At 69.4% G+C, this 13,181-nt stretch carries 13 protein-coding genes and 1 pseudogene; 5 read left to right on the forward strand and 9 right to left on the reverse strand.

The window, feature by feature from the left end; genetic code table 11:
* Window positions 1–3 precede the first annotated feature (3 nt).
* The 6 genes from ADL03_RS26945 to ADL03_RS26965 form a co-directional block, all read right to left on the reverse strand.
* Window positions 4–1,101, reverse strand: a complete 1,098-nt coding sequence (locus ADL03_RS26945) for a lanthionine synthetase C family protein (RefSeq protein ID WP_053736347.1) — start codon at window positions 1,099–1,101, stop codon at window positions 4–6.
* Complete coding sequence (locus ADL03_RS26950; protein WP_082373508.1) at window positions 1,098–3,926, reverse strand: lantibiotic dehydratase; 2,829 nt, start codon at window positions 3,924–3,926, stop codon at window positions 1,098–1,100. Before ADL03_RS26950 ends, ADL03_RS26945 begins: the two co-directional genes overlap by 4 nt.
* 76 nt (window positions 3,927–4,002) lie before the next feature.
* Complete coding sequence (locus tag ADL03_RS47430) at window positions 4,003–4,143, reverse strand: hypothetical protein (protein WP_197288684.1); 141 nt, start codon at window positions 4,141–4,143, stop codon at window positions 4,003–4,005.
* 73 nt (window positions 4,144–4,216) lie between these two features.
* Complete coding sequence (gene fxlM / locus ADL03_RS26955) at window positions 4,217–5,431, reverse strand: methyltransferase, FxLD system (protein WP_197288685.1); 1,215 nt, start codon at window positions 5,429–5,431, stop codon at window positions 4,217–4,219.
* A gap of 227 nt (window positions 5,432–5,658) precedes the next feature.
* Entirely contained in the window at window positions 5,659–5,967 is a 309-nt protein-coding gene (locus ADL03_RS26960; RefSeq protein WP_053736349.1) for a hypothetical protein, read from the reverse strand.
* Window positions 5,967–6,176, reverse strand: a complete 210-nt coding sequence (locus tag ADL03_RS26965; RefSeq protein WP_157529305.1) for a hypothetical protein — start codon at window positions 6,174–6,176, stop codon at window positions 5,967–5,969. Before ADL03_RS26965 ends, ADL03_RS26960 begins: the two co-directional genes overlap by 1 nt.
* Before the next feature lie 226 nt (window positions 6,177–6,402).
* Between ADL03_RS26965 and ADL03_RS26970 the strand changes: the two genes are divergently transcribed.
* Both ADL03_RS26970 and ADL03_RS26975 read left to right on the forward strand, forming a co-directional pair.
* Entirely contained in the window at window positions 6,403–7,302 is a 900-nt protein-coding gene (locus ADL03_RS26970) for a DUF5753 domain-containing protein (RefSeq protein ID WP_157529307.1), read from the forward strand.
* The gene (locus ADL03_RS26975; protein ID WP_053736352.1) at window positions 7,299–7,493 is read left to right on the forward strand and encodes a DUF397 domain-containing protein; all 195 of its coding nucleotides are present in this window, start codon (window positions 7,299–7,301) and stop codon (window positions 7,491–7,493) included. The genes ADL03_RS26970 and ADL03_RS26975 overlap by 4 nt, the downstream gene beginning before the upstream one ends.
* Window positions 7,494–7,932: 439 nt before the next feature.
* Here ADL03_RS26975 and ADL03_RS26980 read toward each other — a convergent pair whose 3' ends face one another.
* Complete coding sequence (locus ADL03_RS26980; RefSeq protein WP_053736353.1) at window positions 7,933–8,220, reverse strand: hypothetical protein; 288 nt, start codon at window positions 8,218–8,220, stop codon at window positions 7,933–7,935.
* A 1,311-nt stretch (window positions 8,221–9,531) separates the two neighbouring features.
* Between ADL03_RS26980 and ADL03_RS26990 the strand changes: the two genes are divergently transcribed.
* Window positions 9,532–10,005 (forward strand): hypothetical protein, encoded by a 474-nt coding sequence (locus ADL03_RS26990; protein WP_157529309.1) that lies wholly within the window; start codon window positions 9,532–9,534, stop codon window positions 10,003–10,005.
* Window positions 10,006–10,611: 606 nt separating this feature from the next.
* Here ADL03_RS26990 and ADL03_RS47435 read toward each other — a convergent pair.
* A complete protein-coding gene (locus ADL03_RS47435; RefSeq protein WP_157529311.1) occupies window positions 10,612–10,788 on the reverse strand; it encodes a hypothetical protein in 177 nt (58 codons plus the stop codon).
* A gap of 524 nt (window positions 10,789–11,312) precedes the next feature.
* Here ADL03_RS47435 and ADL03_RS50290 point away from each other — a divergent pair.
* Together ADL03_RS50290 and cyaB are read left to right on the forward strand one after the other, a co-directional pair.
* Entirely contained in the window at window positions 11,313–11,441 is a 129-nt protein-coding gene (locus ADL03_RS50290; RefSeq protein ID WP_255353411.1) for a hypothetical protein, read from the forward strand.
* A pseudogene (cyaB, locus tag ADL03_RS49805) lies at window positions 11,438–11,989 on the forward strand (class IV adenylate cyclase). The gene ADL03_RS50290 and the pseudogene cyaB overlap by 4 nt, the downstream one beginning before the upstream one ends.
* A 533-nt stretch (window positions 11,990–12,522) precedes the next feature.
* Here the strand turns inward: cyaB and ADL03_RS27015 are convergent.
* Window positions 12,523–13,181, reverse strand: a 659-nt coding sequence (locus tag ADL03_RS27015) for a WD40 repeat domain-containing protein (RefSeq protein WP_369809030.1), incomplete at its 5' end; no start/stop codon positions are given.

The raw sequence follows: 13,181 nt of genomic DNA on the forward strand, positions 1-13,181 counted from the left end.
CGATCAGCTCAGCAGGAGGCAGGAGTCCCAGGAGGTGACGGTGGTGGCTAAATCGGCCAGCGTGGTGCCGGCCGCGCCGGTGAGGAAGCCGGGGGGTTGGTCGACTGGTGCGGGAGTGCGTTGATGGCATGCCAGCGCCGGGGAGAGGTCCAGGTGGCAGTGTGCGTCGGTGGCGATGCGGCGCGCGGTGATCAGCAGGCCGCCGGTGCCGTGGCAGAGGTTTCTGTCGGTGAGTCGGCCGAGCTGGGCGGGGTCGGTGAGGCAGTCGGCGAGGGCCTGTTCGGCTGTGTGCTGGCGGTGGTGGTCGTTCATCGCTCGCGCGGCGGCGTGCAGTGCGCGGGCGATGCCGGGGGTGCCGTAGCACCAGGAGGGCTGGTGCGGGTGTGTCTGGACGGGCTGTGCGGTGTCGAGCTCGGCGAGGGTGATGGTCTTGGGCCACCAGCGGCCGCGGCCGTCGCGGTGTTGCTCCCACGTGTCGAGCCAGTCGCAGATCCGGGTGATGGCGGTGGTCTGGCCGCTGACGTGGATGCCGTCGAGGTGTGCGAGGGCCAGCAGAGTGAGCGGTCCGGTGATGCCGTGTGCCATGCCGTGGTTGGAGTGGCCGCCTGCGGGCGCGGGCTTGGTGCGCTGGTGGCTGTGCAGGGTCCACCAGCCGGGCAGGCCGTCGAGTGGCTCGGTCAGCCGCACGAGGTACTCGAGGATGTCGCGGAGCAGGTCGTGGTTGCCGCTGCGGCGGGCGACGACCCCGAGCCCGGTCAGTCCGCTGATGAGGTCGTATTCGGTGATCGCCGGTCGGCGGTGCCGGTCGATGCGATCGTGGGCCTGTGCGAGCCGGGTCCGGGTGATGGTGGTGGTCGCCCTGTCGACGACCTCCCTGTCGTAGCGGTGGCCGGGGTGGTCGCCGGCGGCGTGCAGGAGGAACGACAGCGCCGGGGCTCCGTAGTACAGGCTGGTGTCCACCGCGCAGCTCACCGGGTCGGCGGTGGCCTGCTGCAGCGCGGTGTGCGCGGCGGTCCAGCTGGCGGTGCCGGTGTGTGCTTGTTCGAGTCGCAGGAGCGCGATCCCGGCCGCGCCGCCGCTGAGGCACTGGCCGGCGCTCATGACGGATGCCGCCGCAGCATGGTCTGGGCGGCGGTGCGGGCCAGCCGCAGGCAGGACCGCTCGCAGGTGAGGTCGGGGCCGATGGAGCGGGCGTGGTGCAGGTGCAGCAGGTCTGCCAGCACCTGGTCGAGGTTGAGGCCGTCGGCTTCGGCCAGGGTGCGGTAGCGCGCGAGCGCGGCCCGCAGTTCGGTGTCGCGGCGGCTGCGCGCGAGGTCGATGACGGTGTCGCGGTGGCGCGCGGCACGGTCTGCCGCGCCGTGGCTGCGGTGGTCGACGTGGCCGAGTAGCCAGGTGAGACCGTCGGCGGCGAAGCTTTCGGCGATGGTGATCATGCCGGCGGCGGTGCGCACGACCGGGTCGTGGTGCAGGTGGGCGAGCACGGTGCGGGAGTCGGCGGCGAACACGGCCTCGGCGGCGGCCAGTGCGGGACCGGTGCCGAATCGGGGTTCGGGCCGGTAGGTGTCGAGGGTGTAGGCGGCGAGCACGCCGGCGTCGCGGAGCTGGTCGGCCCACTGGGCCAGCTGGCGGGCGGTGCCCGCGAAGTGGGTCTCGTCGCGCAGGGACAGCCGTAGCCGCAGGTGGGGTGAGGGGTCGTGGTAGCGCAGGAACCACGAGGCCGGGCTGTAGGCGTCACCGAGTGCGGGGAGGTGCTGGAGGATGTCGTCGACTCGTCCGTGCAGCTTGGCGTACAGCCACCGTGACAGGCCGGGCCGGTGCGCGATGGTGCTCGCCCTCGCTGCCCGCTGCGCCGGCCGCGCGGCTGGATGCGCGGCTGGGGTGCGGCCCAGCGTCAGCGTTACTTCGTGGGCACGGCCGTCCAGCCAGCCCGCGGGGTCGCCGGGCTCGGTCAGGATCGCCGTGGTGTGACGGGTGAGGTGGCGGCGCAGCAGCGTCAGATGGGCAGGTTCGTCGAGGTCCAGGCGCAGCCGGGTGTCGGTGGCTCCCAGCAGCACCTGTGCCGGGACGCGGTAGGTGCCGCGCAGTAGGGCCCAGCCCGCGCGCCACTCGCGAGGTGATGCCGTGCTCGGCGGCAGGTCGGCGGCCTGCACGAGCCAGCGCGCCGGGTGCAGGATCGATCGTCCGTGCCGTAGCCGCGGCAGGAAGGGCAGGTGCCGGGCCAGCTTTCCCCAGCTGATCGGGCGGCATGGAGCGCACAGTGCGGTGGAGATCTCGGTGAGGAAGCGGGCCAGCGGCTGCTGCCCGCCGGCCAGGTCGACGGCGTTGAGCAGCAGCGGCTCGACGGGCCGGTCGCGTGATATCGACACCAGCCACATGCGGTGAGCGTCGGCGACCACGGCGAGGTCGTCGACCTCGATGCGTTCGCCGCAGGCCGTGCTGTCGTGGTGCTCTCCCAGCGGCAGGATCGGCAGGATCGCGGGCACTCGGGCGACGGCGGTCATCCTCGGGATCAGCGGTGGTACGGAGATCTGGGCGGTGAGGGCGCCCGGCAGCTGCGGGGGCAGGTGGCTGTAGGCGCGCTGGAACCGCTCGTGTTCGGCCGGGTCGAGCAGCTGCAGGAAACGGCCCGCGGTCACCCCGGCGTGCCGGGCGGCGCCGCTGACCCACAGGGTGAAGGCGCCGCGGTCGAGATCGGCCGGTGCCGGGGCGGCGAGGTGGAAGCGCAGTTCGGTGTGCGGCACCGGTTGTCGTTGTTGTTCGCCGGTCAGGCGGGCGAGCAGTGCGTCGTCCAGGACGACTTCGTGCTGGCGGTGCAGGGCCGCGCGCTGGGCGAGTGCGAGCAGGGTGGTGGCGCGTGTGCCGATCTCGTGCGGGTTACGGCGGTGCGATCCCCGGTAGCCGGCGGGGTAGCCCAGCCCTGATCCGCTGACCACGTCCCGCACAGGCACCGCGGTGCGAGGGCCGTAGCGATCGAGGAAGTCCTGGTGATAGGACGCCCAGCCGCTCACCGGCGGGGCGATGCGGGCCAGCAGCGAGGCGGCGTGCTCGGCTTCGCGCAGTACCGTGCCGGGCAAGGAGACGGCGCAGTCGAGCCGGAGCACCGCTGCGGGCGGCGACGCGACGCCGGGGGTGTCGCCGGTGACGCGGGCGAGGTGGGCGGTGGGGTCGATTGTGGTCATCGGCGGCCGGATCGAGGAGACCAGCACGCTGTGGGCGACGAGTCCGGCCAGCATCGTCTCGATGGCGAGAAGGTCCGCGTCCGGGTCGGTGGCGGCGATGGTCGCGACGAGCTCGGCGAAGGGCACTGGCTTGCGGCCGGACTCGATTGCCAGCCGCACCGGTGCGGTCAGCTCTACTTCGACGTCGCACAGCGATTCGCCGGTCCCGGCCGTCGACGTCGCCGCGGCGGGGACGATCCAGCGGGACCCGCGGGCGAATCCCAGATTGTTGGTGACCACGGTGGCGTTGCGCAGCAACGGAAGCCGCGTTTCCAGCGCACGGATCTGGTTGTGCAGCGCGAGCGCGTCCGGCCGCAGCAGCACCTGGTGGCCGGGTCCCCAGCTGACCGAGGCACGCTCGGCGAGCCGCGCGGGCGCGACCCCTGCGAACCGGCCGTAGGGGGTGGCGCGGCTTTGCCACCGCAGCAGATACCGCGCGACGGCGTCGATCACCCTGCGCAGGTCCCGCGGTGCCGCGCGCGGACGGTCCGGCGAATCGATCACCTTGCGGACTTCGGTGGAGAGCACCGGTGACGCGTGGTGCACCGCGGCCGCGAACTCCTCGATGCGCCAGAGCCGGCGCAGCCAGTCGGTCCATGCCGTGACGTCCTCGCCGTCCAGGTCCGGCCATGGCGGCAGGTCGATGCCGCTCGGGATCGTCGTGGCTCTGATCAGCGCCGCGTCCAGCACCTCGTAGGAGCGCTGCACCAGGCTCTCCCTTCCCCGTAAGCGGATGGAGCCCGGCTCCCGTGCGGGAACCGGGCCGTCGAGAGCGCGCCGGGGATCAGCCGTTGGTCACGCACGCTTCGCTGCCGGTGTTGCCGGAGCCGCAGTTGTCGTCGGTGCAGTCCCCGGTCGGTGCCGTGGGCGACGCGCCCGCGTCCACCAGGGTGATGTTCAGCGCGTAATCGTTGTTGCCGTTCACAGAGATTCCTTCCATGAGGTCCCGGGCAACGTCGGCGCTGTCGAGGCCGGCCGTGCCGCAGGGAGCGGGTCTTTCAGTTCCACGCGAACACCAGGCGGCTGTGCCGCTTCGTGAGCACCTGCCCGTGCGGGAGGTCGTGCTCAGGTGCGTCGATCGGCGTCACGTGAAGCGTGGGGGCTGGTCGGCCGGCGGCATCCCAGGCGCGGATCTGCTCCGCCATCTGCTGGACCACCTGCTCGGCGTCGGGACCGTGGCCATAGACGATGTGCTCGAACTCGGTGTCGCTCAACGCCTTCAGGCGTCCGCGGTAGGCCAGGCTGGAGTCGTGCGCGAGGGCGGGAGTGCCGAACGGCGACGCCGGGCTGACCAGCCCGCTCGTGACCGCCGATTGCTGCGAGATCATCATCGCGAAGTCCGGCAGGTGGGTGGCCAGCCACAGGTCGAGGTCCGCCGAACGCCTGCCGCCGGGCACGATCACACCGGTGCCCGCCTCGCGGCGCTCGTGAGCGAGCACGCCGTCCAGGTGCGTGCCGTCGAACTGCTGCTGGTAGATCTCGTTGAGCCACAGGGTGACCTGCTCGTGCAGGGCGACGCTCCAGCCTTCGCGCTGGCCTGCTCCCTGCATGGGCACGAATCCGGCGAGCATGTTGCTGAGGCTGATCAGCTGGTCGCCGGTGCGCCGCAGTTCCCACGATCGCGTGGTGCCGTGGGTGCGCAGCGGGACCACCAGGACACCGCTGTCGGTCAACTGCCCGATCCACGCCGGCGGGATGTCCCAGGCGCCGACGGTGACGATGATCAGGTCGTAGCGGCGGCCGGCCTCGATCTCGTACTCGGCGTCCGCGCACACCACAGCGACGTCGTGGTAGCCGGCGGCGTCCAGGCACCGGCGTGCGCGGTCGGTCACCTCCGAGTCGATGTCGACCGTGGTGACACTGCCGGATTCGCCCACCAGCTCGCGCAACAGCGCGGCGTTGTAACCACCGCTGCCGATCTCCAGCACGTGCGCTCCCGCCAAGCCGCGCGTGCCGTGAGCCTGCAACAGCATGTCCGTAATCATGTTCGGTGCGGACACCGAGCTCAGGCCCGTGCCGTCCTCGCGTCGCTTGGTCACCACCGCGGTGTCAGCGTAGGCCCGTTCCAGTTCGACCTCGGGCACGAACTTGTCACGCGGCACGGTGCGCAGAGCCCGTTCGACGTCGGGAAACAGGGTCAGGCCGCGGCGGGTCAGGTTCTGGGCGAGCGTGTCGACGAGAGTGTGACGCAACAGGTCTGCGTGGGTGGTCATGTCGGCGGTCATGTGCAGTGGGGGGCCTTCCGGCTAGTTCGGGCTTGCCGCGGTGACGCGACACGACGTGCGGGCAGCGGTCGAGATCTGCGGCCTCACGGCCTCGCTGCGTGCTCACAAGACGCTACCGAAACACTGCCGGAGTCGTACGGAGAGTGAGCAACGATCTGCGGCGTGAGACGGCGCATCCTGCCGATCAGTCGCCGTGCCGATCAGCGCTGTGCCGATCAGCCGCTGCGTTCAGCGGGCTGGGACGGAATCGCCGCGATGCCTTGGTGTGCCTGGTGGGCGGCGAGCACCACGCGGCAGGGGAAGCGAGGACGGCGCAGGCGATTGCGCCAGTGGCGCCGGCACGTGGTGCAGCGACCGCGCTCGTCGGGCTGGTGCGGGGCGAGCAGCGCCTCGTAGGCAGCCAGAAGTGCGGGGCCGTTGACCCGCATCACGCTGAGCACGCTCTCGTCGTCGCCGTGGCGCACCATCCGCTCGAGCACGGCATGCTGGTCGGCGAGGTCGCCGAACAGGTCGGGGACGGTCATCAGGCACCGGCCTGTGCGAGCTGTGCGACACCATCACACGTGTGCGGCAACGTGCACCGCAACGCCTCACTCAACGTGCGCGCCGCGGCTGGAGTGAGCGTCGCGCCTCCGCCCGGCGGCAGGACCAGTGCGACACCGCCCTCCCGCCGGATCACGCTCAGCGCACGCGGCCGGTTCACGGCGTCGACGCACGGGACTGACGATTCCACGCCGATCAGTGCCGATATCGGCCCAGTCGCGCTGCTGCTGATCACAGAGGTCCTCTCGCTTCGCCGGTCCTGCTCGTGCCGTCGCCGACCATGTCAGACTGGAGTGAAAGTCACTGAACTCGCAAGTTTCTTCTTCGAAATTTTCGAGTCACTCACTCCGATGGGGTAACAGCGGCCGAGATCAACACGCCGTAAGGTGCGCTCGAAGGATGGGAGGGAGACGCGGGTGACTCAGCACGACGTACCGTCGGATGTGCGCAAAAGGCTGGCAAAGCGGGTAAAGCAGCTGCGCCCCGCCGGCATGACGCAGCCCAACGCCGTCGCCCTTCTGCAGGCGCTGAATACCGGTAACAGGTGGTCGGTGTCCAAGCTCAGCAAGATCGAGAACAACCAGGCGCGCGTCCTGCCCGACGAGCTCGACGAGCTGTTCGCCGTCTACCGCAACGCCGACCCAGGCGAACTGGCCAAACTCAAGCGGTGGGCTCGCGTGGCGAAGCGGGGGTGGCCGCAGCGCCGTCCTGGATTGCCGGAGAACCTGACCGAGTTCGCGGCCGCGGAGATGGACGCGGACAAACAATGCATCTGGGAGCCGCTGCTCGTGCCCGCGCAGTGCCAGACCGCGGGCTTCGCCGAGGCCTTGATCAAGGCGATGGAACCGACGCTCACCCCCGACGAGGTCGCCACGCGAGTCCACGCGCGGATGGCTCGTCAGAACGCCGAGCAGGAACTGGTCGTCGTGCTGGACGAAGACGTGCTGCGGCGCAAGGTCGCGCCGGCCGAGGTCTGGATCGGGCAGCTGCGGCATCTGATCGACATGGTGCGCTCTGGTCGCCTCGACCTGCGGGTGATCCCCCGGTCAGTCGGTATCCACCCCGGTCACGCGGGCTGGTTCGCCCTGCTGAGCTTCGCCAACCCCGACTTCCCCGACCGCGGCTACACCGACGGCAGAGGCGGCAGCCTCTATCTGGAAGATCCCGACGACGTCGCGGGCTGCAGCAAGACCTTCGACACGCTCTATGACCTGGCACTGCCGGAAAATGAGACGATCAGTCTCATCGACGACATCATCGAACAGCTCACCCCGGAAGCTCGCGGTGACCGAGAATCAGGAGGGGCCCGGACATGACCAGCCCTGACTTCTCCACTGCCACCTGGCGCAAGAGCACCAGGAGCGGCAGCAGCAACGGCGGCGGCGGCACCAACTGCGTCGAAGTCGCGTTCTCCTCTCCACACGTCGGCGTGCGGGACTCGAAGAACCTCGGCCCGGAGCTCGCCTTCACGCACGCCGCGTGGCGGCACTGGCTACAGCACCTCTGACTTCAGCGCTGCTACGGACCTGCCCCGGTCCGGACCGGCACCGTGACGACCTCACGTCGCGACCCTCGCGCCGCACCTGCACTCACGGTCGATGCGTCGGTGGCTGGTCCAAAGCTTCACACCGAGACCGAGTCTCGGTCCGCGGTTGACCCCGGTCAGAGTTCGCGGCCGAGTCGATGTGGGTCTTGGCTGCGGCGTCGTCACCGCCCATGGCGAGTTTCGGGATCATGCCGGTCGAGGAGCGTCACGAGCCGGAGCAAGGTCCTGTCCGGCCACGGTCTGGTTGGCCTGCGATCGATCCGGATGCGCAGCGCCATCCGAGGACGGGCCCGAGCAGCAGGACAAGCGCGAGCACGAGCCAAGCTCGCCACACAGAACGGACTGCGCGCAGGCCGGCACGCGACGCCGTCGATGGCCGCCCGGCACCGTGCTGGCCCGGTTACCGGACGGCGGCCGCGACCGCGAGGTGCGCCTGGAGGCCGAGCAGCAGGTCACGCTGCTGCTCATGGACGACCGCGGGGACGACGGGCCGCCCGGCGCGCTCGTGCGCTTTGACCAGGCTGAGCTCGACGCCGGCCATGGCGGCGTCGGCACGCCGGTGGTGTTCGCGCAGCTCGCCCTCGGCCCTGCCCGCCCCGTGGTCCGGCACATCTACGGCGCGGTCACGATCACCCGCGGCACGGACGGAGACGCCCACGTCGCCGGGATCGCAGAGCTGGACCAGCATGGGGCCGACGCCGCGGTGTCGGCCCCATGCTCGACCGGACCGGAGCCGACATCGCACTGCCAAGTGCCTGGACCATCTGATTGAGCAGATCCGGTATCGAGCTTGCTCTGGTAGCGGCTGGCACGCCCTGCGCTCGGTCCGTCCGGGTGGTGTTCAGCAGAGCCGCTGACCTGGGAGTCTTATCGACGACGTGGTCGGCGACGTCCGTTTGCGAAGGTCAGGACCCTGCGCCGAGTTCGTGAACTTGCGCGCAGAAGTTGAACAACCGCCATTTCAGCGGCTACGGTTGCGGCACGGATATGTACATAGGAACGCCGTAATGTGCAGTCTGCGGCCACAACCGAACGGCCAGGAAGCCGCGGGTGCTGCTACACCCGTGTGCGACTCCCCGGCCGCCGGAACAGGGACTACCGACCGCGCGCCTCATCAGCAACGAAGCGGAGACCCCACGCAAGGAGCCTGGTGATCATCGCGATCACTGGGCCCTTGTCGGTCAAGAAGGGACTCACCACGGTGAGCCCGTCCATCACGAAGGCCGCTCGGTCGCAGGTCCTCGCCAGCTTCTCCTCGCGGGATTCCTCGTCGGAAGGTCCCTGTACGGATCTGCCACGGGGCATCGAACACCACCTCCTCCCCGGTTCGGTCGAGCCCCGGAGGGGCTCGGTTCACCCGTCACCGGATCCGTCGTGACGGGTGCCGGTCAGGTGAGGAGGATCAGTTCGCGCTAGGCCGATCCGATCGAGAAGACTCTAACCGGTTCGCGCATATGTGAGAGAAACCAGCGGTGTTCGCCCGATGTCCTCGACTGGCCTCTCCATTGCGCCGCTTCCGGTCGGATAGGCGCAGCTCAGGGCGCGTGAAATCTCATGCCTGCAAGGTGGGGCGGCCCTTCTGAGCCGATCACGCCGGACTGAAATTTGGGCCGTTTGGGTGGCGCGGCGTCACTTCCTGCAGAAACGACGCGAGGTTTTTTCACTCGGATGGCGCAAGACTGTGGGTGGATTGCGTGTGGTTGCGGCGACAGAAACGGCGTGAGCGTTGTTGAAGCGAGGGATCCCGCTCGACGGTGGCACGTTCCTGGCCTCCGCCGTGCTTGCGCGCTTGGGCGTGCACGATCATCACGCCGTCACGTAGACGTCATGGCCCGGCGTCATGGCCGCGCACTTGGTCGGGAGCGGACCTGGCCGGGGTGCAGCCAGGCGCCTGGTGGCCGGGAGACACATCGAACGAGCCGATCAACTGCACGTCTGAGTGGCACCTGGTACGCCGCGCCGAAGCGCGATACACCCGGCCTTCCCGCATCATGGCGTGGTGGAGGAGGAGCGGCTCTCAGCGGCGCTCGGCGAGGCGGAGGCGCCGTTCCGGACGCTCGTCGAGGACGCGGCTTGGGCGCACGCGAGCATGGAGGGCTTGGTGCTCGATCTCGGCCGGTGGTGGATGGCCGGCCCGGACTCACGGCTCGTCGAGCAGATCGCGTTCAGTGTCGCCGCCAGCGAGGCTGTTCGGACTCCGGGCGGGGTGTACGTGGAGGGTTTCGTCTGGGCGGACGGCCAGGTGCGGGCTGCGGCGTGGTGCGGGGTCGGCACGAGGGTCGTGTACGGGCCGAGAGCTGACGCGTACCTCGGCGTCCCTCTCGCGCCGCGTTTCTGCAGGCGGGTGCAGCAGCGCACCGGCGCGGCCGCAGTGTTGATGAGCAAAGACTCCAAGCTGCTACCGATGCTCAGGGACGGGCTGCCACCGGATGCGATCCTGGCCGGCGGGAGCCCGGGACCCCGGCATTCCTGAGGAGCGGCTGCTTCCCGGCTCCAGCGATGCTCCCGCGTGTCCACTCCTTGTCCAGTGCCGGGGAGCCGGGTGCCCATGGAGCGCGTGGGCCTTTGACCGCGCTCGCGTTCGTTCCCGAGACCACTGCGGCGGCGGTGTGCGCAACGGCGACAACCGCCAGGCCAGCCAGCTTCCCGGAGGTGAGCGGTACATCCAGCACGGTCGAACCGGCGGGCGTACTGGCATCCATCGGCGCCGCCATCTTTCCCCGAGCGCGGCAACGAATTCCACGAGTCGCTGCTGCCCGCCGACACCGCACAGCAGCGCGCCAAGCAGGCAGACAGGCGACGAGTTCGTCGTCATCGCACCGGCGCTGCGCAGGTACCGCCCGTATCCGGCTTCATATGCAGCGACGTGAAGCGGCTGGATCCAGCCGGGTATACCCGCTGGGTCGACGCCGGCCTGCTTGGGAATGAACCTCTGCGGCCAAGAGGCCGAAGGATGGCGCGACCGCAACAGCCAGCGCGACTGCGCGTTCGTCGACGGGCTCTACGGTACCGGGCTGCGGTTGACCGAGTGGGCCAGCGTCCTGCAACTGGAACTGCCCGCCGAACCGCGAGCTCCTCGTCAGTCCGCCGAGTCCGTGGCATCGACCACAACGGCGGGCAGCACCCTCGCGTCGATCAACCTGTCAGCCAGCTCCACGGCTTGACCGCGAACGACGTCCGGATCGGCGTCGTCACCGACCTGCCCGGTGATGTACTCCTGGATCACGCTGATGGCACGGTCTCGAAGCGATGTCACGGCGAAAGCATAGGTCGGGCTGTCCGTCGTGGCTGATGTCGGTTGCGGCAGGAGAAGCCCGCGTGACATCGAGAAGGACATGCTTCCCGCGCGCCGGCAAGACGGTCCGGAGACACGATCAGGATCGTCACGAGCCGCGGAAGTCGACGTCTTCTGGGCTCCGGATCCGTCGTCAGAACCCGCGGGCACCCGCTACCGGGCCGAGCTCGGGCTCGGGCTCGTCATACCGAAACACAACCGGTTCCGGTCAGGTTGATCCGCTCATGGTTGTGGCGTTGTCGAGGGTGTCGAGCTGGTGCTGCACTCGGTCGGCGTCGGTGTCGCGGCCTTGCTCCGCTGACGGGGCTGCGGAGCCTTTCCCACCCGGTAGCGCACCCACGCTCAGGCGACGTCGGCGTCCCAGACGGGCGCTCCGGTGGTCGGATCGAAGTCGTAGCGAAGTGGAGCCTGGTCGCGGGCGACCCAGGACGGCCCGCGTCGCGCTGCGCTACGCGCTGCAACACGCACCCGACTCGATTGTGCTCGTGAGCTTCCGCAACCCTGGACAGATCCGCACCGACATCACGTGCCTCGGTGACCCGCTCATCGACGACGAGATCACCGAGATCCGCACGCTGCTCCACCCCGACATCAACACGGAAGGCCGCCCGTGAAGTACATCGAAGTCGAGAAGAAGTTCGCACTGCCCAACGCGCAAGCACTGCGCACCCGGCTCGTCGAGATCGACGCCAAGGCCTACGAACCGTCCCGGCAGGTCGACGCCTACTACAACGCGCCGCACCGCGACTTCCTCGCGCCCGACGCCATCACCGAGTGGCTGCGCATCCGCACCGAGGACCGCGGCAGCTCGATCAACTACAAGCTCTGGCACCTCGACGAGGCCCCAGGCCCGCACGCCGACGAGTACGAGTCGCCGATCGGTGACGTCTAGGCAGTCCGGCGCCTGCTCGGCGCGCTCAACTTCACGCCATTGGTGACGGTCGACAAGACCCGTGAGAAGTGGCGGGTGCCCGACGTCGAGATCGCCATCGACACCGTCGCCGACGCCGGTAACTTCGTCGAGTTCGAGTTCAAGGGGGACGCACTCGACCCGCAGGACGCCTTCGCACGGCTCGACACGTTCCTCACCAGCCTGAACGTCGACCTCGGAGAGCAGGTCAACCTCGGCTACCCGCACATCCTTCTGGGCCGCGAACACTAAACCTTCGTCCACACAGGAGCCCCCGCACCCACGCTGGTGCGGGGAACCTCGCCGTCGACGTGGCAAGAGCCGGCCAGACTCACGCCAGGTGACGGGGCCACTCGCGAGGCGTCTTTCCTCGCGGCCGTGAGTTCACGTGCGGTCTGCCCGTCGACCAGGACTCGGTTGAGCATCTCCTGCCGACATCTCCAGGCCCGCAGCCACCGCTTGAACTGTTTCCCGGCATCTTCCGCCCGGCGTGCCGACGCCTGGTGTTCCAGTTTGACTGCCTCGGCTTGGGCCGCGACGGCCGCGTGGCTGTCAGCGGCGACCAGACGTCGATCTGCTTGAAGCAGGCGTTCTGCCGGCCGGGGGAGTGGCCGAGGGCGGCATCACCATCTACCTCGTTGCCTTCGACGTACTCGCCGAGGGCAGCCGCGACCTGCCTGGACCGCGCGGCGCCGGAGACCATGATGGCCGGCGCGGCCGCCACTGCAATTCCGTGGAGGCACCAAGGCGCGGCCACGCAGGAGGAGGATGGCGAACGCAGCCGGTCAAGTAACGTGTCGTTCGATGCGATGGTTGACTGCGACATCCCATCCCATGCAGGTGACCACCTCCGCGCTAGGTCCGATGGCTACAGCACCGAGGCCGTTCTGCCGGAACAGCGCTTCGTTGACACCTGAGATCAGGTCCCACACTCGCACCATGTCGTCGCTACCGCCGGTGATGGCGATGGGTCGGCCGTCGATTTCGGTGCATGCCACGGCCAGCACCTGGCCGGTGTGTCCGATGAGGGTGGTGAGCGGGGTGCCGTCGGTGAGGTCCCAGACCCGCGTCTCGTCGCTGCCGCCGGTGATGGCGATGGGTCGGCCGTCGATTTCGGTGCACGCCACCGCGGTCACCGTGCCGGTGTAGCCGGAGAGGGAGGCGCGCAGGGTGCCGTCGGTGAGGTCCCAGACGCGCAGCGTGTGGTCGAAGCCGCCGGTGATCGCGATGGGTCGGCCGTCGATTTCGGTGCACGCCACCGCTTGCACCAAATTGCTGTGGCCGGTGAGGGTGGTGAGCTGGGTGCGGTCGGTGAGGTCCCACATCCGCACCGTCCCGTCGCTGGCGCCGGTGATGGCGATGGGTCGGCCGTCGATTTCGGTGCACGCCACCGCCAGCACCGAAGCGTTATGGCCGGTGAGGGCGGTGAGCGGGGTGCCGTCGG

It is taken from the genome of Nocardia sp. NRRL S-836, from assembly GCF_001279525.1.
Classification (GTDB): domain Bacteria; phylum Actinomycetota; class Actinomycetes; order Mycobacteriales; family Pseudonocardiaceae; genus Lentzea.

Bases quoted from the DNA above. Each gene is read 5' to 3' on its own strand.
- ADL03_RS26945 (WP_053736347.1), bottom strand. From the start codon at position 1,101: ATGAGCGCCGGCCAGTGCCTCAGCGGCGGCGCGGCCGGGATCGCGCTC.
- fxlM (WP_197288685.1), bottom strand. From the start codon at position 5,431: ATGACCACCCACGCAGACCTGTTGCGTCACACTCTCGTCGACACGCTC.
- ADL03_RS26960 (WP_053736349.1), bottom strand. From the start codon at position 5,967: ATGACCGTCCCCGACCTGTTCGGCGACCTCGCCGACCAGCATGCCGTG.
- ADL03_RS26975 (WP_053736352.1), top strand. From the start codon at position 7,299: ATGACCAGCCCTGACTTCTCCACTGCCACCTGGCGCAAGAGCACCAGG.
- ADL03_RS26980 (WP_053736353.1), bottom strand. From the start codon at position 8,220: ATGCTGGTCCAGCTCTGCGATCCCGGCGACGTGGGCGTCTCCGTCCGT.